Raw genomic sequence first — 21,753 nt, forward strand, 5'->3', positions numbered from 1 at the left:
CCCACGGTTGCCTGCCGATCAAAGCACCGCCTATGCTGTGTCAAATTTTCCACACAGCCCCTACCAGGATCCTTCAAACGTGCATACCACTTCCTACTACGCTGCCCACAGCGCCGGGCAACCGGCGTACCCGCCCCTGCAAGGCGAGCTGAACTGTGATGTGTGCGTGGTGGGCGGCGGCTTTTCGGGCCTCAATACCGCCATCGAACTGGCCGAACGCGGCCTGAGCGTGGTGCTGCTCGAAGCGCACAAGATCGGTTGGGGCGCCAGTGGACGCAATGGCGGGCAGCTGATTCGCGGGGTCGGACACGGCCTGGACCAGTTCACCCCGGTGATCGGCAGCGAGGGAGTGCGCAGCCTCAAACTGATGGGCCTGGAGGCAGTGGACATCGTGCGCCAGCGCATCGAACGCCATGCCATCGACTGCGACCTGACCTGGGGCTATTGCGACCTGGCCAACAAGCCACGGGAATTCGAGGGCTTCAGCGAAGAGATCGACGAGCTGCGCGGACTGGGCTACACCCATGAGCTGCGCCTGGTGCAGCCCGACCAGATGCACACGGTGGTCGGCTCGCGTCGCTACGCCGGCGGCCTGGTGGACATGGGCTCGGGGCACCTGCACCCGCTGAACCTGGCGCTGGGCGAGGCCGAGGCCGCGCGCCAGCTGGGCGTGCAGGTGTTCGAGCATTCCCGTGTCACCCGCATCGAGCACGGCCCGCAGGTGCATGTGCACACCGCCAAGGGCTCGGTGCGGGCGAACACGCTGGTGCTGTGCTGCAATGCCTACATCAACGACCTGGACCGCGAGCTCAGTGGCAAGGTGCTGCCAGCCGGCAGCTACATCATCGCCACCGAACCGCTGAGCGAAGCCCTGGCCAACGAGTTGCTGCCGCAGAACATGGCGGTGTGCGACCAGCAGGTGACCGTTGACTACTATCGCCTCTCGGCCGACCGGCGCCTGCTGTTCGGTGGCGCCTGCCACTACTCGGGGCGCGATCCGCAGGACATCGGCGCCTACATGCGGCCCAAGATGCTCAAGGTGTTCCCGCAACTGGCCGACACCCGCATCGAATACCAGTGGGGCGGCATGATCGGCATCGGCGCCAACCGCCTGCCGCAGATCGGCCGCCTGCGCGACCGGCCCAACGTTTACTACGCCCAGGCCTATGCCGGCCACGGGCTCAACGCCACGCACCTGGCCGGGCGGCTGCTGGGCGAGGCGATCAGCGGCCAGCAGAGCGGGCGCTTCGACCTGTTCGCCCAGGTGCCGCACATCACCTTCCCCGGCGGCAAGCACCTGCGCTCGCCGCTGTTGGCGCTGGGCATGCTGTGGCACCGCCTCAAGGCACTGGCCTAGGGTCTCCAGAATGGCCTGAGACCTTCCTTCACGGCCTGTTCGCGGGTCAGGCCGATATCGCGCAGCTGCTCGGCATCGAGCTGCAGCAGCGCATGGCGTGAACGCCACCGCCGCATCATCACAGCCCAGCGACTCGGGCTGGCGGGCGCCTCATGTCGCGCCACCTCGCCTTTGGTGCACAGTGGCAGGCCTGCATCGCTCGCGCCGTTCATCGCTTCATTCCTCCAGGGTGGGTAACCGTGCAGCCATGATGCGCGGGGGCTGCAAGGCATTACAGATTCAACCGCCAGGTTTTATTTCCATACAGATGTGTCGATAACGGCGCTGAATGCTGTATTTTTGCCCAATCTGTACCGGTTGCCAGCCGCTTGCCCGCCCAGGAGTACGCCATGACCCTCTACGTCAACCTCGCCGAGCTGATTGGCGCACGCATCGAGCAGGGCCTCTACCGCCCCGGCGACCGCCTGCCGTCGGTGCGGGCCCTGAGCGTCGAGCATGGCGTGAGCCTGAGTACCGTGCAGCAGGCGTATCGGGTGCTGGAAGATCACGGGCTGGCGGCGCCCCGGCCCAAGTCCGGCTATTTCGTGCCTGACCATCGCCCACTACCCGCCCTGCCCGACGTCAGCCGCCCGGCCCAGCGCCCTGTGGATATCTCGCAATGGGACCAGGTGTTCGAGCTGGTGCGCAGCGTGCCGCGCAAGGACGTGGTGCAACTGGGCCGCGGCATGCCCGATGTCGGCAGCCCCACCCTCAAGCCGTTGCTGCGCAGCCTGGCGCAGCTGAGCCGGCGCCAGGACATGCCCGGCCTGTACTACGACACCGTCGCCGGCACCGAAGCCCTGCGCGAGCAGGTGGCGCGGCTGATGCTCGATTCGGGCTGCAGCCTGAGCACGGCAGACCTGGTGATCACCACCGGCTGCCAGGAAGCCCTGTCGATCAGCGTGCGCGCGGTGTGCCAGCCGGGCGACATCGTCGCGGTCGAATCACCGAGCTTTCACGGCGCCATGCAGACCCTCAAGGGCCTGGGCATGAAAGCGTTGGAGATCCCCACCGACCCGCTCACCGGCATCAGCCTCGAAGCCCTGGAGCTGGCGCTGGAACAGTGGCCGATCAAGCTGATCCAGCTGACCCCCAGCTGCAACAATCCATTGGGCTACATCATGCCCGAGGCGCGCAAACGCGCCCTGCTGACCCTGGCCCAGCGCTTCGACGTGGCGATCCTGGAGGACGACGTGTATGGCGACCTGGCCTACACCTACCCGCGCCCACGCACCATCAAGTCGTTCGACGACGACGGCCGCGTGCTGCTGTGCAGCTCGTTCTCCAAGACCCTTGCGCCCGGCCTGCGGGTGGGCTGGGTGGCGCCGGGGCGCTACCTGGAGCGGGTGATTCACATGAAGTACATCAGCACCGGCTACACCGCTACCCAGCCGCAGCTGGCGATTGCCGACTTCATCGAGGGCGGCCACTACCAGCCGCACCTGCGCCGTGTGCGCGGCCAGTACCAGCGCGCCCGCGATCAGATGATCGACTGGGTGAGCCGCTACTTCCCCGCCGGCACCCGCGCCAGCCGGCCCCAGGGCGGCTTCGTGCTGTGGGTGGAACTGCCGGAAAGTTTCGACACCTTGCGCCTGAACCGGGCTTTACTAGAGCAAGGTGTGCAGATTGCGGTGGGCAGCATCTTTTCGGCGTCGGGCAAGTTCCGCAACTGCCTGCGCATGAACTTTGCCGCCCGCGCCACTGCCGAAATCGAAGCGGCCGTGCGCAAGGTCGGCGAAACCGCCATTCGTCTACTGGCCGAGGATGAGCGCGGCGGGTAACGTTGCGCCGCCCCGCGTGGTCCAACCCCCAACTGCCTTCCTGCTCAAGGACATGCCCCTTTGACCAAACCCAGGGCCTTCGCGCTGTTACTGATGCTGGCGCTCACCCTTGCCGGGTGCGCCACCTCCAGCACGCCCCGTACCGTGACCCAGGCCCTGCCCGCCAGCGACTCGGCCTTTGGCCGTTCGGTGCAGCGCCAGGCCAGCGCCCATGAGGGGCGGTCCGGCTTTCGCCTGCTGCCCAACAGCACCGAGGCGTTCCACGCCCGCGCCGAGCTGATCCGTAACGCCCAGAGCAGCATCGACCTGCAGTACTACATCGTGCATGACGGGCTCAGCACCCGCGCGCTGGTGCACGAACTGCTGCAGGCTGCCGACCGTGGCGTGCGCGTGCGCATCCTGCTCGACGACACCACCAGCGACGGCCTGGACGAGGTCATCGCCACCCTGGCGGCGCACCCGATGGTGCAGATTCGCGTGTTCAACCCGCTGCACCTGGGGCGCAGCACCGGCGTGACCCGTGCCCTGGGCAGGCTGTTCAACCTGTCGCTGCAGCACCGGCGCATGCACAACAAGCTATGGCTGGTGGACAACAGCATGGCCATCGTCGGCGGGCGCAACCTGGGTGACGAGTACTTCGACGCCGAGCCCAACCTGAACTTCACCGACATCGACATGCTGGGCGTGGGGCCGGTGGCCGAACAGCTGGGGCACAGCTTCGACCAGTACTGGAACAGCGCCCTGAGCCGACCGATTGGCGACTTCATGTTCAGCACCCCGAACGCCGACGACCTGCGTGTGAGCCGCGAGCGCCTGGAGGCTTCGCTGAGCGAGGCCAGGGTCAAGCGCAAGGCACTGTACGACCGCCTGATGGCCTACAAGACCCACCCGCGCCTGGATTCCTGGCGCAACGAGTTGATCTGGGCACACAACCAGGCGCTGTGGGATGCGCCAAGCAAGGTGCTGGCCCAGGCCGAGCCAGACCCGCGGTTGCTGCTGACCCAGCAGTTGGCGCCCGACCTGAACGACGTGCACCATGAGCTGATCCTGGTATCGGCCTACTTCGTACCTGGCGAGACCGGCCTGCTGTACCTGACCAGCCATGCCGACGCCGGGGTGTCGGTGAGCCTGCTGACCAACTCGCTGGAGGCCACCGACGTGCCGGCGGTACACGGCGGCTATGCGCCGTACCGCAAGGCGCTGCTGGAACACGGGGTAAAACTGTACGAACTGCGCCGCCAGCCCGGCGACCCCAGCAGCGGGCGTATCCATCACTTCGGCAGTGCATCGGACTCGAGCCTGCACAGCAAGGCGATCGTGTTCGATCGACAGAAGACCTTCATCGGCTCGTTCAACTTCGACCCGCGCTCGGTGCTGTGGAACACCGAGGTCGGCGTGCTAGTGGACAGCCCGCAACTGGCCGAGTACACCCGCGACCTGGCACTGCAGGGCATGGCCCCGGCGCTGAGCTACGAGCCGCGGCTGGTCGACGGCAAGCTGGTGTGGGTGACCGAGGACAATGGGCAGTTGCACACGTTGACGACAGAGCCAGGTGGGCTGTGGCGACGGTTCAATGCGTGGGTGAGCAAGGCGGTGGGGTTGGAGAGGATGTTGTAGGGTGAAGCTATGCGGCTTGTTCGCTGCGGTGATCGCTTGGGTTAGCTTGCCGATACCGTTGCGGTCGTAGGCAGAGCGATAGGTTTGCGACTTCTTGCGCAGTACTGTGCAAGAAGTTGCGCAGTTGGCTGCAGGCCACGTTGAGTATGGCCTGCAGCAATGTATGCACAGGGTTATCCACATTTGAGTGCGCAAGAAGTTGCGCAGCTGGGTGAAAGATGAAATCCCCCGAGAAGAGCGCTCCTCGAGGAGATTCAACCAGTACAAAGCGGCCCTAGGCCGTGGCAGGCTCGAAGGCATTCGGCCGCATTGCCAACAGCACCAGCCCGAACGCGCCCGCCGCCATCAGCAGCGGCAGTGCATGCCCGCTCACCCACTGGCTGCCGGCCCCAGCAGCCAATGGCCCGATCAGGCAGCCGATGCCCCACAGCTGCGCCACGTGGGCGTTGGCGCGCACCAGCGCATCATCGCGATAGCGTTCGCCGATCAGGATCAGCGACAGGGTGAACAGGCCACCGGCACTGGCGCCGAACAGCACCCACAATGGCCAGATCGCCGGCGTGTGCATCAGCACCGGAATGGCCAGGCTCGATACCAGCAGGGTCATGGCGCAGCCGGTGAACAGCGTGCGGCGAGACATGTAGTCGGCCAGCGCCCCGATCGGCAGTTGCAGCACCGCATCGCCCACCACCACGGTACTGACCATGAATAGCGCCAGCTCGGTGGTGAAGCCCTGCTGCAGGCAGTACACCGGCAACAGGGTGAGGATCATCGCCTCGAACGCGGCGAACAGCGCAATGGCCCAGGCGATTACCGGCAAGCGCCGGCAGAAGCCCACCAGGTCACGCAGGCCCACACCACAGGCTTCAGCGCTGGGCGCCCCGCTGCGGCCGATCAGCACCAGCGGTGCCACCACCAGCAACCCGGCCCCGATCCAGAAGCCCAGGTCATCCTCCGAACCCAGCACGCCCAGCAGCAGCGGCCCGGCCAGCTGGCTGAGGGCATAGCTGCTGCCATACAGCGCCACCAGGCGGCCACGCCATTGCTCGACCACCAGCTGGTTGATCCAGCTTTCGCCAAGGATGAACACGATGGTCAGGATCACCCCGATCAGCAGGCGCAACGCCAGCCACACCGGATAGCTGGGCAGCAGCGCCAGCAGGCCGATGGACAACGCACCGGCCAGCAGGCACAGGCGCATCAGCGTGGCGGTGCCGAAATACGCCGCCAGGCGGCTGGACAGGCTGGCGCCAACCAGCACGCCAATTGCCGGCATCGCCGCCATCACGCCAATGGCAAAGCTGCCATAGCCCCAGCTCTCCAGACGCAGCGATACCAACGGCATGCTCACGCCCAGGGCAAGGCCCACGCTCAGAACCGACGACAGCACGGCGAAGTAGGTAGCCCAACGCATGTGTACTTCCTCGCAGAATGATGGATCGCCACAAGCAACACAGCCGGGCCTGCGCTAACGCAGGGCCCGGCTGTGGCGCGGATCGCTCGGGGCGCGGCACCAGGCCGCGCCCATGGCCTTACAGCTTGATCCAGGTGGCCTTGAGCTCGGTGTACTTGTCCAGTGCGTGCAGCGACTTGTCACGGCCGTTGCCCGACTGCTTGAAGCCACCGAACGGCGCAGTCATGTCGCCACCGTCGTACTGGTTGACCCACACGCTGCCGGCACGCAGGGCCTTGGCGGTCTTGTGCGCCTTGCTGATGTCGGCGGTCCATACACCTGCGGCCAGGCCGTAAGGGGTGTCGTTGGCGATCTGGATGGCTTCTTCGACGCTGTCGAAGGTGATCACCGACAGTACCGGGCCGAAAATCTCTTCCTTGGCGATGCGCATGGCGTTGCTCACGCCGTCGAAGATGGTCGGTTCGACATAGGTGCCGCCGGTTTCTTCGAGGATGCGCTTGCCGCCCACCAGCAGCTTGGCGCCATCGGTGTGGCCAGCCTCGATGTAGGACAGCACGGTGTTCATCTGCTGGGTGTCGACCAGGGCACCAACGGTGGTGGCCGGGTCCAGCGGGTTGCCAGGCTTCCAGGCCTTGAGGGCCTCCAGTACCAGCGGCAGGAACTTGTCCTTGATCGAGCGCTCGACCAGCAGACGCGAACCTGCGGTGCACACTTCGCCCTGGTTGAAGGCGATGGCACTGGCCGCGGCGGCGGCAGCGGCGTTCAGGTCCGGGGCATCGGCGAACACGATGTTCGGGCTCTTGCCGCCGGCTTCCAGCCACACGCGCTTCATGTTCGATTCGCCGGCGTAGATCATCAGCTGCTTGGCGATCTTGGTCGAGCCGGTGAACACCAGGGTATCGACGTCCATGTGCAGGGCCAGAGCCTTGCCGACGGTGTGGCCGTAGCCAGGCAGCACGTTCAGCACGCCGGCCGGGATACCGGCCTCGATGGCCAGCTGGGCGATGCGGATGGCGGTCAGCGGGGACTTCTCGGACGGCTTGAGCACCACCGAGTTACCGGTGGCCAGCGCCGGGCCGAGTTTCCAGCTGGCCATCAGCAGGGGGAAGTTCCACGGCACGATGGCCGCCACCACACCCACAGGCTCGCGGGTTACCAGGCCTAGCTGGTCGTGCGGGGTGGCCGCGACTTCGTCGTAGATCTTGTCGATGGCTTCGCCGTTCCAGCTCAGTGCCTGGGCAGCGCCCGGCACGTCGATGTTCAGCGAGTCGTTGATCGGCTTGCCCATGTCGAGGGTTTCGAGCAGGGCCAGCTCCTCGACGTTCTGCTTGAGCAGCGCGGCGAAACGGATCAGGGTAGCCTTGCGCTTGGCCGGGGCCAGGCGTGACCACACGCCGGACTCGAAGGTGGCGCGGGCGTTTTCCACGGCGCGCTGGGCGTCGGCCTCGTCGCAGCTGGCGACCTGCGCCAGAAGGCGTCCGTCAACCGGGCTCAGGCACTCGAACGTGGCGTTGGAAACGGCGGCGGTGTATTCACCATTGATGAAAGCACGGCCTTCGATCTTGAGTTGCTGGGCACGCTGTTCCCAGTCCGCACGAGTCAGGGTGGTCATACGAAACTCCTCCTGTTGTTGAAATGCAGCGCCGCACGAGGGGCCAGGGCGCTGTCAGAATACGGCCGGAGCGATTGTCGCTCTACGGCACTCGACACCCTAAACTCTGGCACCTGAATTATCAATATATTTGACAATACATGGCCAAATGCCTAGTGATGTGCACTTTATTTAACAATCAGGGGACCCAAACATGAATATCCAGCAGATTGTCGACTTCGCACAGGTACTGACCGAGGCCGAGCGCTACCGCCCGGCTGCCGAAAAAGTGCTCAAGGGCGACCCGGAGCAGGCGGTCTACAACCATTACGCCAGCCCTTGCGGGCAATTCGCCGCTGGCGTGTGGGAGGGAGCACCCGGGCAATGGACCGTCAATTACACTGAACACGAATACTGCGAGATCGTGCACGGCGTATCGGTGCTGCGCGACGAAGAAGGCAACGCCAAGACCCTGCGCACCGGTGACCGCTTCGTGATCCCGGCCGGCTTCAAGGGCACCTGGGAGGTGCTGGAGACCTGCCGCAAGATCTACGTGATGTTCGAGCCCAAGGCATAGGCCATAGATAGATACCGCCGCGCCAGCCCTCCCTGGCGCGAGCATGGCGAGGTCCTTATCCGGACCCACCTGAACTCAAGGAGCCTCACCATGCAAAAGGATCAACCGGTCGTCTGCCCCATCGAAGCGTTGCAGCTGAGCAACGACGAAGTGCTCACCTGCATCGGCCGCCTGGTCGGCACCCGCTACGTGCCGACCGTGAAGGCCTACATCAGCGAACTGACCGGGCGCCAGCGCGTGGTCGGCATCGGCGAGATGTCGACCCGCGAAATGGACCCGCAACGCGTGAACATCAGCGGCAACGAGGCGGGCCTGATCAGCGGTTTCCATTTCGGCTGAACAGAAAATCGCCATAAAAAAAGGCCCGCATCGTGAGATGCGGGCCTTTTTTCGTAAGCCGGGATCAATTACTTGATCTTGGCTTCCTTGTAGATCACGTGCTTGCGAACAACCGGATCGAATTTTTTGATTTCGATTTTGTCCGGAGTGGTGCGCTTGTTCTTGTCGGTGGTGTAGAAGTGGCCGGTATTAGCGGTCGACACCAGACGGATCAATTCACGCATGATTTTCTCCCTTAGACCTTGGCGCCGTTACGGCGAATTTCGACCAGAACGGCATCGATGCCGCGCTTGTCGATGATACGCATGCCTTTGGCAGAAACGCGCAGACGCACGAAACGCTTCTCCGACTCGACCCAGAAGCGGTGATGCTGCAGGTTCGGCAGGAAACGACGACGGGTTTTGTTATTCGCGTGGGAAATGTTATTCCCGGTTACCGGACCCTTACCGGTAACTTGACAGACTCTCGACATGCCTCAGCCCTCTAAAACCACATGCCCAACCCGGCATGGGTTGGCCGCTTAATCTCTCAGTCTTTGGCGCCAGGCGCCGTGTTTCTTCAGGGTCTTATCGGCAAGATCTGCAGATGCGACAAACCGAGCCCCTAGAAAAGAGCGCTGCTTTATACCAGAAAGGCCGGGGTACAACAACATTTGATGTGATCGCACGATGCATGAATCAACCCAGGCCGCCCGGATGCAGGGCTTCCAGCGACAAAACCGCTCGTCGCAATATTCCTTGAAAAAGGAGTTGGCCATTTACGGCCTTGCGCACTAGGGTAGGAGTTTTCCAGACTGCACGGGCAGATGGGCCATTGATCAGCCAAGGAGTCACCATGCGTCGTGCCGCTTTACCCCTGTTGCTCGCAGCGCTGCTAAGCCCCGCACTGGCCCAGGCAGGCGCCTTGAGCGTATGTACCGAGGCCAGCCCCGAAGGCTTTGACGTGGTGCAGTATAACGCGCTGACCACCACCAATGCTTCTGCCGATGTGCTCATGAACCGGCTGGTGGAATTCGACGCCACCAGCGGCAAGGTGGTGCCGAGCCTGGCCGAAAGCTGGACGGTATCGGCCGACGGCCTGGTCTACGACTTCAAGCTGCGCCCGGGGGTAAAGTTTCACAGTACGCCGTACTTCAAGCCCAGCCGCGTGCTGAACGCCGACGGCGTGCTGTTCAGCTTCCAGCGCATGCTCTACCCCGCCCACTCCTGGCACAAGATCACCCAGAGCGGCTACCCGCATGCCCAGTCGTTGCAGCTGCCCAGCCTGATCAAGCAGGTGGAGGCACCCGATCCGCTGAGCGTGCGCTTTACCCTCGACCATCCGGACGCAACCTTCCTCGCCACCCTGAGCATGGGCTTCGCCTCGATCTATTCGGCCGAATACGCCGACCAGTTGCTCAAGGCCGGCACCCCGGAGAAGCTCAACAGCCAGCCGATCGGCACCGGCCCGTTCGTGTTCCAGCGTTTCCAGAAGGACGCGGTGATCCGCTACCGCGCCAATGCCGACTATTTTGCCGGCAAGCCGAGCGTCGACCCGCTGATTTTCGCGATCACCCCCGACGCCAACGTGCGCCTGCAGAAACTGCGGCGCAACGAGTGCCAGATCGCCCTGTCGCCCAAGCCGCTGGACGTTGCGGCAGCCGCCGAAGACGCAAACCTGAAGGTCGAGAAGACCGAGGCGTTCATGACCGCGTTCGTCGCGATCAACAGCCAGCACCCGCCGCTGGACAAGGTCGAGGTACGGCAGGCGATCAACCTGGCGTTCGACAAGACCAGCTACCTCAAGGCCGTGTTCGAAGGCACCGCAGTCGCCGCTGAAGGCCCCCTGCCGCCCAACACCTGGAGCTACGCCAAGGACTTGCCGGGTTACCCGACCGACGCGACCAAAGCCAAGGCGCTGCTGGTCAAGGCCGGTTTGCCGGACGGCTTCAGCACCACAATCTGGACGCGCCCTTCGGGAAGCCTGCTCAACCCCAACCCGAGCCTGGGGGCACAACTGCTGCAGGCAGACCTGGCCAAGGTCGGCATCAAGGCCGAGATTCGCGTGATCGAATGGGGCGAGCTGATCCGTCGCGCCAAGGCCGGTGAGCACGATTTGCTGTTCATGGGCTGGGCCGGCGACAACGGCGACCCCGACAACTTCCTCAGCCCGCAGTTTGCCTGCCCGGCAGTCGAGTCGGGGACCAACTTCGCGCGGTACTGCGACAAGCGCCTGGACCAGTTGATCAGTGCCGGCAAGACCACCAACGACCAGAGCGTGCGCAGCCGCCTGTACCAGCAGGCCCAGGGGCTGATCCAGCAGCAGGCGCTGTGGCTGCCACTGGCGCACCCCACGGCAGCGGTGCTGATGCGCAAGGATGTGGAGGGCTACACGGTCAGCCCGTTCGGCCGGCAGGACTTTGCCACGGTGAAGACCGCACGCTGAACGACTCGCGCCTGCAGGCTCCTGACAGCGTCCTCTGGTAGCCCGAAGGACACTGCAGCAGCCTGCACCGCGTGTTCAGGCCGCCAGGTGACTCTCGCCATCGACTTACGATGGTTGCCCAGCGAACCGCACCGTACGGATAGCCGCATTGGATATTGAATACTGGACCGAAGCGGCTATCGCCGGCCTCACCGTGGCACTGATACTCGGCCCGGTGGTCTTCGGCGCACTGCTTCTCTACATTGCTACCCAGCGATTGGCCGAAGCACTCGAGCACCTTCACAACTCGCCGCTGGTTGACACTCATCGGTACAGCCTCAACCTGGGCCTGCGCCAACGATTCAGGGCAGTGGGCGACATTGCCGGCCTGTTGGCCTACCCCGATTGCCCGGTCGAGTTCGGGGGCCTGAGCGCAGAGGACATCAAGCGCTTCCCCGGCAACCTCAGAACGCTGCTGGTTCTTAGCCACCACCTCAGGCTGGCAATGCTGGCTGTTCTGGTGCTGCTGGCCCTTGCCCTGCAGGTGCTCAAAGCCGTTCAGCACCAGGGCGAGCCGACGGAGTTCGGGCTCGGCGGGTATTCACCCTATTGGCTGCCCCTTGCACTGCAACTGCCTTGCATCGCCGGCCTGGGGTGGGTCGCCACCCAGTACGCACAGGCTGGCATGCGCTACATGACCAGTGCATCCCGGTACCTTGCCAACTGCAAGGCGGTGGTGAATCGACAGCGACCGGTGATGTACAACACGGTGTTTGGCAGAATCGTGTTTACCGTATGCATCGCTGCGCTTCTGGCTCATGCGAAGCTCTTCATCAGAACAGGATCGCTGCAGGCCGCAGACGTGGAGTCCTTTCCAGCCACGATCAGAGCCGAGCTTGTGGTGCGTCACTACCTGCTGCTGGCTTCGGTTGTCGGGCTGGCTGCGTCGTTTGTTGCAACAAAGCTTATCGACTAGTACCGCCCACGCACAGCAGCGTCAGGCAGCGAACAAGCCCCGCTCCACCATCGACAATGGCTCCCCATCGCCGATGATGATGTGATCCAGCACCCGCACCTCGATCAGGCCCAGGGCTTTCTGCAAGCGCAGGGTCAGATTGATATCTGCCTGGCTTGGCTCGGAAACACCTGACGGATGATTGTGACAAAGGATCAATGCTGCGGCATTTCTGGCCAGCGCCCGCTTGATGACTTCCCGAGGGTAGACGTTGGCACTGCTGATGGACCCGCGGAACAACGCCTCGAACCCTAGAGGACGGTGCTTGTTGTCCAGGTACAGGCAGCCGAACACCTCGCTTTCTTCATGACGCAGCATCGATTTCAGGTAACGCCGGACCGCCCCCGGGCTCTGCAACGCCGGGTCGCGGATGATGGTTTCGGCCAAGTGCCGGCGCCCAATCTCCATCACCGCCTGCAGTTGCGCATACTTCGCCGGGCCCAGCCCCAGCTCGCGCTGAAACGTCGGCTGATCGGCCTCCAGCAGTTGCCGCAAGCCGCCAAACTGCTGCAACAGGTGGCGCGCCAGGTCCACCGCGCTCTTGCCTGCCACACCGGTGCGCAGGAACACCGCCAGCAACTCGGCGTCCGACAGGCTCCCGGCCCCTCGCTCCAGCAACTTCTCCCGCGGGCGTTCCGCCGACGGCCAATCCCTGATACCCATAGCTGTCCCTCTGTCTGTGTGTGGCTGCTCCCCATTTCAGCCCTGTGCTATCGTAGCCCCCTCTTTTTACGCGACGATTCGGCCTGGGGAGGCGTCGTCGCCGCGTGCAAACACTGATCAAAGAAAGGCAAGCCTATGCAGCGGCTGTATCGGAAACGCATCGTTCTTGGCGTCGGCGGCGGCATTGCTGCCTACAAGAGCGCCGAGCTGGTTCGCCGACTCCTGGAGCACGGCGCGCAAGTGCGCGTCGTCATGACCCACGGCGGGGCCGAATTCATCACCCCGCTGACCATGCAGGCCCTGTCCGGGCACCCCGTGCACATGGACCTGCTCGACCCTGCCGCCGAAGCGGCGATGGGCCATATCGAACTGGCCAAGTGGGCCGACCTGGTGCTGATCGCACCTGCCACCGCCGACCTGATCGCGCGCCTGGCGCAAGGCGTTGCCAACGATCTGCTGACCACCCTGGTACTGGCTACCGACGCCACCGTGGCGTTGGCACCGGCCATGAACCAGGCCATGTGGCGCGACCCGGCCACCCAGGCCAACTTGCAGCTGCTGCAAAGCCGCGACATCCAGGTGTTCGGCCCGGCCTCCGGCAGCCAGGCCTGCGGCGACGTGGGCCTTGGCCGCATGCTCGAAGCCACCGACCTGGCCTGGTGCGCCGCCGAAACCTTCAAGCGCCAGTCGCTGACCGGCAAGCACGTGCTGATTACCGCAGGCCCGACCCAGGAAAACATCGACCCGGTGCGCTACATCACCAATCATAGCTCGGGGAAGATGGGCTTTGCCCTGGCCGAAGCGGCGGTGGAAGCCGGTGCTCGGGTAACCCTGGTGACAGGGCCGGTGCACCTGCCCACACCCGACCGGGTGACCCGTATCGACGTGGTGAGCGCGCGGGACATGCTCGCCGCGTGCGAAGCGGCGATCCCGTGCGATGTGTTCATCGCATCGGCTGCGGTTGCGGACTACCGCCCCGAAGTCGTCGCCCCGCAAAAGCTCAAGAAAGACCCTACGACAGGTGACGGCCTGCTGCTGCAGATGGTGCGCAACCCGGACATTCTGGCCACCATCGCCACCCGCCCCGACCGCCCGTTCAGCGTCGGCTTTGCCGCCGAGACCGAACACCTGCTCGATTACGCCGCGCGCAAGCTCAAGGACAAGAACCTCGACCTGATCGTCGCCAATGACGTGGCCAACCCCAGCATCGGCTTCAACAGCGAGGAGAACGCCTGCAGCGTGATCGATCGCCAACTTCAAGCAACACTCTTTGCACAGACCAGCAAGGGCAAGATCGCCCGTCAGTTGGTAGCCTTCATCGCCGAACGTCTCAACCAGGTTTAACTCTGCATGCACGCCTTACAAGCCAAGATTCTCGATCCGCGCCTTGGCAGCGAATTCCCGCTGCCGCAATACGCCACTCCCGGTTCTGCCGGCCTCGACCTGCGCGCCATGCTCAAGGAAGAGACCGTCCTGGAGCCGGGCCAGACCATACTGATCCCTACCGGCCTGTCGATCTACGTCGGCGACCCGGGCCTGGCCGCGATGATCCTTCCGCGCTCGGGCCTGGGCCACAAGCACGGCATCGTGCTGGGCAATCTGGTCGGCCTGATCGATTCGGACTACCAGGGCGAGCTGATGGTGTCGTGCTGGAACCGCGGCCAGACCCCTTTCACCATCGCCATCGGCGAGCGCATTGCGCAACTGGTGCTGGTACCGGTGGTACAGGCGCACTTCGACATCGTCGAAACCTTCGACGAAACCCAGCGTGGCGCTGGCGGCTTCGGCCATTCGGGCAGCCATTGAACAACGCGCGAGCCCTGCTGCCAGGCCTGTATTGGGGCCTGGCCGGCATGCTCGTCGCCGGGCTCGCGGTGTGGCTGACGCTGGTAACCCCTCTGCAACGCGAGCAACGTAACCTGCAGACGTACTTTCCGGCCTTCGGGCTGGTCATTGCGCTCGACCAGCAGATCGCCCGTCTGGTGTCCGAGGTCGACACCGTGGCCCGCCATCCGGCCCTGCTTGCCGCCGCCAAGGCAGCTGACGCCCGCCAGGCGCGCCAGGTGCTGGACGACTTCAGCTACCTCGAAGGGTTGGTCAGCAGTCGATTGCTCACGCCCGGCCAGGCCAGGCGCGAGAGCCTCCACGACCGCTCACTCAGCCCGCCATTGCTGGACATGATCGTGCGAGCCGAACGCGGGGTACCACCGAACCTGGAGGCCCACCCGACCAACGGGCAACTGCATATCCACAGTGTCACGCCCATTCGAGGCAGTGCGACAGGCCCGGTGCAGGCCGTGCTGCTCATGACTTTCGAGCTGCAACGTGTAAGTGCTGCTCTGAAAATAGACATGCCGGAAATCGGCAAGGCCAGCCTCGTGCAAGGCGTGTTCGACGACCCTCAGGCCGTACTGGCCAGCGCAGGGGAAAGTGATAGCCCGGCAATAACCCCGATAGGGACCTTCAACGATGCATGGAGCCTGCACTTTCAGCCCGGGTCGATCTTCCAGAGGTGATCGACGGATGAATCGCCCGGCTCAAGAACTCTATGTCGAAAATGCCGTCAAAGCCGGACATCTTTAGCCGCGCGGCGCGCCGGGTGCCTGCAGCGCATGCCGACCGTCGACCCAACATAGCCCCTTCCAATTGGAGTTTCCCCAGGTGAGCAACATGGAACGCATGACCCCGAACCTCCCCGCCAGCATCTTCCGCGCCTACGATATCCGAGGTGTGGTCGGCGAAGGCCTCACCGCCGAAACCGCCTACTGGATCGGCCGCGCCATCGGTGCACAGAGCCTGGCCCAGGGCGAGCCGCACGTATCGGTTGGCCGCGACGGTCGCCTGTCCGGCCCGATGCTGGTCGAGCAACTGATCAAGGGCCTGGTCGAGGCCGGGTGCAAGGTCAGCGATGTCGGCCTGGTCCCCACGCCCGCCCTGTACTACGCCGCCAACGTGCTGGCCGGCAAGTCCGGGGTGATGCTCACCGGCAGCCACAACCCGCCGAACTACAACGGCTTCAAGATCGTCATCGCCGGCGACACCCTGGCCAATGAGCAGATCCAGGCCCTCCTGATCCGCCTGCAGACCAACGACCTCACCCGCGGCGAAGGCAGCGTCGAGAAGGTCGAGATCCTGGACCGCTACTTCACCCAGATCACCGGCGACATCAAGCTGGCGAAGAAGCTCAAGGTGGTGGTGGACTGCGGAAACGGCGCCGCCGGGGTGATCGCCCCGCAGCTGATCGAGGCGCTGGGCTGCGAGATGATCCCGCTGTTCTGCGAGGTCGACGGCAACTTCCCCAACCACCACCCCGACCCGGGCAAGCCGGAAAACCTGGTGGACCTGATCGCCAAGGTCAAGGAAAGCGGCGCCGACCTGGGCCTGGCCTTCGACGGTGACGGCGACCGTGTCGGCGTAGTGACCAACACTGGCAACATCGTCTACCCCGATCGCCTGCTGATGCTGTTCGCCCAGGACGTGCTGGCGCGCAACCCGGGCGCCGAGATCATCTTCGACGTCAAATGCACCCGCCGCCTGACCCCGCTGATCGAACAGTACGGCGGCCGCGCGCTGATGTGGAAGACAGGTCATTCGTTGATCAAGAAGAAGATGAAGCAGACTGGCGCCCTGCTGGCCGGCGAGATGAGCGGGCACATCTTCATCAAGGAGCGCTGGTACGGTTTCGACGACGGCATCTACAGCGCCGCGCGCCTGCTGGAGATCCTGAGCAAGGCCGATAGCGATGCCGAAACGCTGTTCGCGGCGTTCCCGAACGATATTTGTACCCCTGAAATCAACATTGATGTGACGGACGAGGGTAAATTCAGCATCATTGAGGCACTGCAACGCGACGCCGACTGGGGCCAAGACGCCAACCTGACCACCATCGATGGTGTACGGGTCGACTACCCCAACGGCTGGGGCCTGGTTCGCGCCTCCAACACCACGCCGGTGCTGGTACTGCGCTTCGAGGCCGACAGCGAAGCCGAGCTGCAGCGAATCAAGGACGTGTTCCTTGCCCAGCTCAAGCGCGCAGCCCCTGATCTGCAACCAACGTTCTGACCGACCCCTTGTTCCAACTGGAGCCCTGCATGACCCTTGATCGTGATGCCGCCACCCATGTCGCCCAGGTACTGTCCGAAGCGCTGCCCTACATCCGCCGCTTTGTCGGCAAGACGCTGGTGATCAAGTACGGCGGCAACGCGATGGAGAGCGAAGAGCTCAAGACCGGCTTCGCCCGCGACGTGGTGCTGATGAAGGCAGTCGGCATCAACCCGGTGGTGGTGCACGGCGGCGGCCCGCAGATCGGCGACCTGCTCAAGCGCCTGTCCATCGAAAGCCGGTTTGTCGATGGCATGCGCGTCACCGATGCGCAGACCATGGACGTGGTGGAGATGGTGCTCGGCGGCCAGGTGAACAAGGACATCGTCAACCTGATCAACCGTCATGGCGGCAGCGCCATCGGTCTGACCGGCAAGGACGCCGAGCTGATTCGCGCCAGGAAGCTCACCGTCACCCGCCAGACGCCAGAGATGACCAGCCCTGAAATCATCGACATCGGCCATGTGGGCGAAGTGGTCGGGGTGAACACCGACCTGCTGAACATGCTGGTCAAGGGCGACTTCATCCCGGTGATCGCGCCAATCGGCGTGGGTGCCAACGGCGAGTCGTACAACATCAACGCCGACCTGGTGGCAGGCAAGGTGGCCGAAGCGCTCAAGGCCGAGAAGCTGATGCTGCTGACCAACATCGCCGGCCTGATGGACAAGCAGGGCACCGTGCTCACCGGCCTGACCACCGAGCAGGTTGACGAACTGATCGCGGACGGCACCATCTACGGCGGCATGCTGCCCAAGATCCGTTGCGCACTGGAAGCAGTACAGGGCGGCGTGCACAGCTCGCACATCATCGACGGCCGCGTGCCGAATGCGGTACTGCTGGAAATTTTCACCGACAGCGGCGTAGGTACCCTGATTACCAATCACGAACCGCGCTGAGGCATCCGCCGGCAAGGCCGGCTCCTACAGGAGCGGGCCACCACAGGTACAAAAAAGGCGACCCGCGGGTCGCCTTTTTGTTTGCCTCAGATACCGTACTGGGCCCGGTAGGCCTCGACGGCCGGCAAGTGCTGCTTGAGCGCCGGGTCATCGGCGAGGAACTGCAGCACCTGGGTCAGCGATACGATGCTGACCACCGGAATGCCGAAGTCACGCTCCACTTCCTGGATCGCCGACAGGTCGCCGTTGCCACGCTCCTGGCGATTCATCGCGATCAGTACGCCCGCCGCCCTGGCCTTCTGGCCCTGGATGATCTGCATCACCTCGCGGATGGCCGTGCCGGCAGTGATCACGTCGTCGATGATCAGCACGTCGCCTGCCAGTGGCGAGCCCACCAGGCTGCCACCCTCGCCGTGCGCCTTGGCTTCCTTGCGGTTGAAGCACCACGGCACATCCAGCCCATGGTGCTCGGCCAGTTGCACCGCCGTCGCGGCAGCCAGGGGGATGCCCTTGTAGGCCGGGCCGAACAGCACGTCGAACGGGATCTTGCTGTCGACGATCGCCGCCGCATAGAACCGACCGAGCTGAGCCAGGGCAGCGCCACTGTTGAACAGGCCGGCGTTGAAGAAATACGGGCTGATGCGGCCCGACTTGAGGGTGAACTCACCGAAGCGCAGAACCCCACGATCGATGGCAAAACGAATGAATTCGCGCTGATACGGCTGCATGAAGAGTCCCGGCTACCACAGATTTAGCTAAATGAGTACAGCTCGGGTATCATACACGCACGAGATTTTTGGGGCCATTTATGCGGATCATCAGTGTGAACGTTAATGGCATTCAGGCTGCAGTCGAGCGTGGTTTGCTCAGCTGGCTACAAGCCCAGAATGCCGACGTCATCTGCCTTCAGGATACCCGCGCCTCGGCCTTTGAACTCGACGACCCAGCTTTCCAGCTCGATGGCTACTTCCTTTATGCCTGCGATGCAGAAGTTCCAGCCCAAGGCGGCGTGGCACTCTACTCGCGTTTGCAGCCCAAGGCAGTCATCAGCGGCCTGGGCTTCGAGACAGCCGATCGCTACGGGCGTTACCTGCAGGCCGATTTCGACAAAGTCAGTATTGCCACCTTGCTGTTGCCTTCGGGCATGAACGGTGACGAAGACCTCAACCAGAAATTCAAGTTGATGGACGACTTCGGCAAATACCTGGACAAGCAGCGCCGCAAGCGTCGCGAGTACATCTACTGCGGCTCACTGTATGTGGCGCAGCAGAAGCTCGACGTGAAGAACTGGCGCGACGGCCAGCAGTCGCCGGGTTTCCTGGCGCCAGAGCGGGCCTGGATGGACGAGATCGTCGGCAACATGGGCTATGTGGATGCGTTGCGCGAAGTCAGCCGTGAGGGCGACCAGTACAGCTGGTGGCCGGACAACGAGCAGGCCGAGATGCTCAACCTGGGCTGGCGTTTCGACTACCAGCTGCTGACCCCGGGCCTGCGCCGCTTCGTACGAAGCGCTCGCCTGCCGCGTCAGCCACGCTTCTCCCAGCATGCGCCACTGATCGTGGACTATGACTGGACGCTGACGATCTGATCGCTCAGCCACAAAAAAGCCGACTGCGTGTCGGCTTTTTCGTATCTGGCCTTTGGGCCCTTTCGCCAGCAAGGCCGGCTCCTACCGGGTCAACGCAACCGCCGTAGGAGCCGGCCTTGCCGACGAAGCATGTCAGGTCAGCACACGCCAGGCCCACGGATAACGAAAGGCCTTGCCCTGCTTGACCTTGACCGCCGCAATGACGATCAGTACCGCCACCCCCAGCGAGATGATGGTCAGCGCCAGCTTGGCCATCGGTACGGTAAACCCCACCACGCACACCATGCCCAGCAGGGTCATGGTCAGCTGGAAGTTCACCGCCTCCTTGCCCTGGGCGTCGACGTACGGGTCGATGCCGCGCTTGAACCACCACAAGGCCAGCGGCGCGATCAGGTTGGCGAACGGCACCACCATGCCGGCAGCCGCCGCCAGGTGGCACAACATGCCCCAATGACGGGCTGCATCACCGGGCATCGGCGCGTTGGACGGCTCGGCCATGTCGACTCCCGATCAGTCCGCCAGCGCGGCCTGCTGCAGTTGGAACAGGTCGGTCATGCCCTTCTGCGCCAGCGCCAGCATGGCGTTGAGCTCTTCAGGCTGGAACGGAGCCCCTTCGGCGGTGCCCTGGACTTCGATGAAACCACCGGCGCTGGTCATCACCACGTTCAGGTCGGTTTCGGCCGCCGAATCTTCCGGGTAGTCCAGGTCGAGCACCGGCACGCCCTGGTACATGCCGACCGATACGGCCGCAATCATGTGCTTGACCGGGTCGCCGCCCTTCAGGCCGCCACGCTTCTTGACCACGCGCAGGGCGTCGACCAGCGCAACCATGGCACCGGTGATCGACGCGGTACGGGTACCGCCATCGGCCTGGATCACGTCGCAGTCGACGTACAGGGTGATGTCGCCCAGCTTGCTCATGTCCAGCGCGGCGCGCAGCGAGCGGCCGATCAGGCGCTGGATTTCGAGGGTACGACCACCCTGCTTGCCGCGGCTGGCTTCGCGCTGGTTGCGCTCGCCGGTGGCGCGCGGCAGCATGCCGTACTCGGCGGTCAGCCAGCCCTGGCCCTGGCCCTTGAGGAAGCGCGGTACGCCGTTCTCGACGCTGACCGTGCAGATGACTTTGGTGTCTCCGAACTCGACCAGTACAGACCCCTCGGCGTGTTTGGTGTAGTTGCGGGTGATGCGGATCGAGCGCAGCTGATCGGCAACGCGACCACTTGGACGTTTCATTTGGGCTACCTGTACTGGATATGAATCTGCCCGGCATTATAGGGCTACAGGGCCCTCGGTGGACATGCCTGCGGCCAAATGCACGGCCAGCCGATCATCGGCGCACCACGCCAAAAGCCCCGATCTGCCCGCGCCGCCCGGTATTTGCGGCGCCCTGCCCGCTGCTTTGTAGCATCAGCGCATTGGGAGCCGGCGCCGCACTGCGTTACAATCCTGCGCCTTTGCAGGCTGTCGGCTTGCTCCCTAATCTGCGAGGTACTTCCCATGGTGCACAGCATGACCGCCTTCGCCCGCGTCGAGCAGGCCGGGACCCAGGGCACACTGATCTGGGAACTGCGCTCGGTCAATCATCGCTACCTCGAGCCGCACCTGCGCCTGCCCGAAGCCCTGCGCGACCTCGAAGGCGCGGTGCGCGAGTCCCTGCGCCAGGGCCTGTCGCGCGGCAAGGTCGAATGTACCCTGCGCTTCAATGAAGAGAACGCCGGCAAGCCGCTGCAGGTCGACCGCGAGCGTGCCGCTCAGCTGGTCGCCGCCGCCGAGACCGTGGCCGGCCTGATCAAGCAGCCCGGCCCCCTCAACCCGCTCGAGGTGCTGGCCTGGCCGGGCGTGCTGGTGGCCGATGCCAGCGACCCGCAGGCGCTCAATGCCGAGGCCATGGGCCTGTTCGAACAGGCCCTCAAGGAGCTCAAGAACGGCCGCAACCGCGAAGGCGCGGAACTCGCCCGACTGATCAACGAGCGCCTCGACAGCATGAGCGAGGAAGTCACCACCCTGCGCGCCCTGGTGCCGCAGATGCTCGCCGCCCAGCGCCAGAAGGTGCTGGACCGCTTTGCCGACATGCAGGCCGAACTCGACCCGCAGCGTCTGGAGCAGGAGATGGTGATGCTGGCGCAGAAGAGCGATGTGGCCGAAGAACTCGACCGCCTCAGCACGCATGTCACCGAAGTGCGCCGCGTGCTCACGTCGGGCGGCGCCGCCGGCCGGCGCCTGGATTTCCTGATGCAGGAACTCAACCGCGAAGCCAACACCCTGGGCTCCAAAGCCTTTGACACACGCAGCACCCAAGCGGCGGTCAACCTCAAGGTTCTGATCGAGCAGATGCGTGAACAAGTACAGAACATCGAGTAAGGCCACCCCTA

General features: G+C 64.1%; 22 protein-coding genes and 1 pseudogene. 14 read left to right on the top strand and 9 right to left on the bottom strand.

Annotated elements, in window-relative coordinates; translation table 11 throughout:
• The first annotated feature begins 79 nt into the window (after window positions 1-79).
• On the top strand, window positions 80-1,357 hold the full coding sequence (locus tag NP552_RS15070) for an NAD(P)/FAD-dependent oxidoreductase (protein WP_043863327.1): 1,278 nt from the start codon (window positions 80-82) through the stop codon (window positions 1,355-1,357).
• Here the strand turns inward: NP552_RS15070 and NP552_RS15075 are convergent.
• The gene (locus NP552_RS15075) at window positions 1,354-1,569 is read right to left on the bottom strand and encodes a DUF1127 domain-containing protein (RefSeq protein WP_078480636.1); all 216 of its coding nucleotides are present in this window, start codon (window positions 1,567-1,569) and stop codon (window positions 1,354-1,356) included. The genes NP552_RS15070 and NP552_RS15075 overlap by 4 nt on opposite strands.
• Before the next feature lie 177 nt (window positions 1,570-1,746).
• Between NP552_RS15075 and NP552_RS15080 the strand changes: the two genes are divergently transcribed.
• A complete protein-coding gene (locus NP552_RS15080; protein WP_054915471.1) occupies window positions 1,747-3,177 on the top strand; it encodes an aminotransferase-like domain-containing protein in 1,431 nt (476 codons plus the stop codon).
• A gap of 93 nt (window positions 3,178-3,270) precedes the next feature.
• Window positions 3,271-4,794: a phospholipase D family protein gene (locus NP552_RS15085; protein WP_043863463.1), complete on the top strand. Its 1,524-nt coding sequence runs from the start codon at window positions 3,271-3,273 to the stop codon at window positions 4,792-4,794.
• Window positions 4,795-5,068: 274 nt separating this feature from the next.
• Here the strand turns inward: NP552_RS15085 and NP552_RS15090 are convergent, their stop codons facing one another.
• A complete protein-coding gene (locus NP552_RS15090; protein WP_043859849.1) occupies window positions 5,069-6,208 on the bottom strand; it encodes an MFS transporter in 1,140 nt (379 codons plus the stop codon).
• 118 nt (window positions 6,209-6,326) lie between these two features.
• Complete coding sequence (locus tag NP552_RS15095; RefSeq protein ID WP_043859850.1) at window positions 6,327-7,820, bottom strand: aldehyde dehydrogenase; 1,494 nt, start codon at window positions 7,818-7,820, stop codon at window positions 6,327-6,329.
• Window positions 7,821-8,013: 193 nt separating this feature from the next.
• Here NP552_RS15095 and NP552_RS15100 point away from each other — a divergent pair, with 193 nt between their 5' ends.
• Both NP552_RS15100 and NP552_RS15105 read left to right on the top strand, forming a co-directional pair.
• Window positions 8,014-8,376 (top strand): cupin domain-containing protein, encoded by a 363-nt coding sequence (locus NP552_RS15100; RefSeq protein ID WP_043859851.1) that lies wholly within the window; start codon window positions 8,014-8,016, stop codon window positions 8,374-8,376.
• 90 nt (window positions 8,377-8,466) lie between these two features.
• Window positions 8,467-8,715: a hypothetical protein gene (locus tag NP552_RS15105; protein ID WP_370409248.1), complete on the top strand. Its 249-nt coding sequence runs from the start codon at window positions 8,467-8,469 to the stop codon at window positions 8,713-8,715.
• Between the two features lie 68 nt (window positions 8,716-8,783).
• On the opposite strand, the gene rpmG is transcribed toward NP552_RS15105, so the two are convergent.
• Together rpmG and rpmB are read right to left on the bottom strand one after the other, a co-directional pair.
• On the bottom strand, window positions 8,784-8,939 hold the full coding sequence (rpmG, locus tag NP552_RS15110; protein WP_010225867.1) for a 50S ribosomal protein L33: 156 nt from the start codon (window positions 8,937-8,939) through the stop codon (window positions 8,784-8,786).
• 11 nt (window positions 8,940-8,950) lie between these two features.
• On the bottom strand, window positions 8,951-9,187 hold the full coding sequence (rpmB, locus tag NP552_RS15115; RefSeq protein WP_043859852.1) for a 50S ribosomal protein L28: 237 nt from the start codon (window positions 9,185-9,187) through the stop codon (window positions 8,951-8,953).
• A gap of 362 nt (window positions 9,188-9,549) precedes the next feature.
• On the opposite strand from rpmB, the gene NP552_RS15120 reads away from it, so the two are divergent.
• Together NP552_RS15120 and NP552_RS15125 are read left to right on the top strand one after the other, a co-directional pair.
• Window positions 9,550-11,139 (top strand): ABC transporter substrate-binding protein, encoded by a 1,590-nt coding sequence (locus NP552_RS15120; RefSeq protein ID WP_274096873.1) that lies wholly within the window; start codon window positions 9,550-9,552, stop codon window positions 11,137-11,139.
• A 148-nt stretch (window positions 11,140-11,287) separates the two neighbouring features.
• Window positions 11,288-12,094, top strand: coding sequence for a hypothetical protein (locus NP552_RS15125; RefSeq protein WP_274096874.1), 807 nt, complete (start codon window positions 11,288-11,290; stop codon window positions 12,092-12,094).
• A gap of 21 nt (window positions 12,095-12,115) precedes the next feature.
• Here the strand turns inward: NP552_RS15125 and radC are convergent, their stop codons facing one another.
• On the bottom strand, window positions 12,116-12,796 hold the full coding sequence (gene radC / locus NP552_RS15130) for a RadC family protein (RefSeq protein WP_043859855.1): 681 nt from the start codon (window positions 12,794-12,796) through the stop codon (window positions 12,116-12,118).
• A gap of 135 nt (window positions 12,797-12,931) precedes the next feature.
• Here radC and coaBC point away from each other — a divergent pair, with 135 nt between their 5' ends.
• The 5 genes and pseudogenes from coaBC (at window position 12,932) to argB (ending at window position 17,793) form a co-directional block, all read left to right on the top strand.
• Entirely contained in the window at window positions 12,932-14,140 is a 1,209-nt protein-coding gene (gene coaBC, locus NP552_RS15135) for a bifunctional phosphopantothenoylcysteine decarboxylase/phosphopantothenate--cysteine ligase CoaBC (RefSeq protein WP_058541939.1), read from the top strand.
• Window positions 14,141-14,146: 6 nt separating this feature from the next.
• Complete coding sequence (gene dut / locus NP552_RS15140; RefSeq protein ID WP_274096875.1) at window positions 14,147-14,602, top strand: dUTP diphosphatase; 456 nt, start codon at window positions 14,147-14,149, stop codon at window positions 14,600-14,602.
• Window positions 14,599-15,312, top strand: a complete 714-nt coding sequence (locus tag NP552_RS15145) for a hypothetical protein (protein WP_274096876.1) — start codon at window positions 14,599-14,601, stop codon at window positions 15,310-15,312. Before dut ends, NP552_RS15145 begins: the two co-directional genes overlap by 4 nt.
• A gap of 169 nt (window positions 15,313-15,481) precedes the next feature.
• A pseudogene (locus NP552_RS15150) lies at window positions 15,482-16,858 on the top strand (phosphomannomutase/phosphoglucomutase); the annotation flags it as partial.
• 29 nt (window positions 16,859-16,887) lie between these two features.
• A complete protein-coding gene (gene argB, locus NP552_RS15155; protein ID WP_043859860.1) occupies window positions 16,888-17,793 on the top strand; it encodes an acetylglutamate kinase in 906 nt (301 codons plus the stop codon).
• 86 nt (window positions 17,794-17,879) lie between these two features.
• Here the strand turns inward: argB and pyrE are convergent, their stop codons facing one another.
• A complete protein-coding gene (pyrE, locus tag NP552_RS15160; protein WP_213606572.1) occupies window positions 17,880-18,521 on the bottom strand; it encodes an orotate phosphoribosyltransferase in 642 nt (213 codons plus the stop codon).
• A gap of 80 nt (window positions 18,522-18,601) precedes the next feature.
• Between pyrE and NP552_RS15165 the strand changes: the two genes are divergently transcribed.
• Window positions 18,602-19,381 carry an exodeoxyribonuclease III gene (locus tag NP552_RS15165; protein WP_043859862.1) on the top strand — a complete coding sequence of 260 codons (780 nt, stop codon included), beginning with the start codon at window positions 18,602-18,604 and terminating at the stop codon, window positions 19,379-19,381.
• Between the two features lie 132 nt (window positions 19,382-19,513).
• On the opposite strand, the gene NP552_RS15170 is transcribed toward NP552_RS15165, so the two are convergent.
• Window positions 19,514-19,879: a DUF4870 domain-containing protein gene (locus NP552_RS15170; RefSeq protein ID WP_043861577.1), complete on the bottom strand. Its 366-nt coding sequence runs from the start codon at window positions 19,877-19,879 to the stop codon at window positions 19,514-19,516.
• A gap of 12 nt (window positions 19,880-19,891) precedes the next feature.
• On the bottom strand, window positions 19,892-20,614 hold the full coding sequence (rph, locus tag NP552_RS15175; RefSeq protein ID WP_043861576.1) for a ribonuclease PH: 723 nt from the start codon (window positions 20,612-20,614) through the stop codon (window positions 19,892-19,894).
• Between the two features lie 264 nt (window positions 20,615-20,878).
• Here rph and NP552_RS15180 point away from each other — a divergent pair, with 264 nt between their 5' ends.
• Window positions 20,879-21,742 (top strand): YicC/YloC family endoribonuclease, encoded by an 864-nt coding sequence (locus NP552_RS15180; RefSeq protein ID WP_043861575.1) that lies wholly within the window; start codon window positions 20,879-20,881, stop codon window positions 21,740-21,742.
• Window positions 21,743-21,753 lie beyond the last annotated feature (11 nt).

Source organism: Pseudomonas sp. 8209 (assembly GCF_028682105.1).
Classification (GTDB): domain Bacteria; phylum Pseudomonadota; class Gammaproteobacteria; order Pseudomonadales; family Pseudomonadaceae; genus Aquipseudomonas; species Aquipseudomonas palmensis.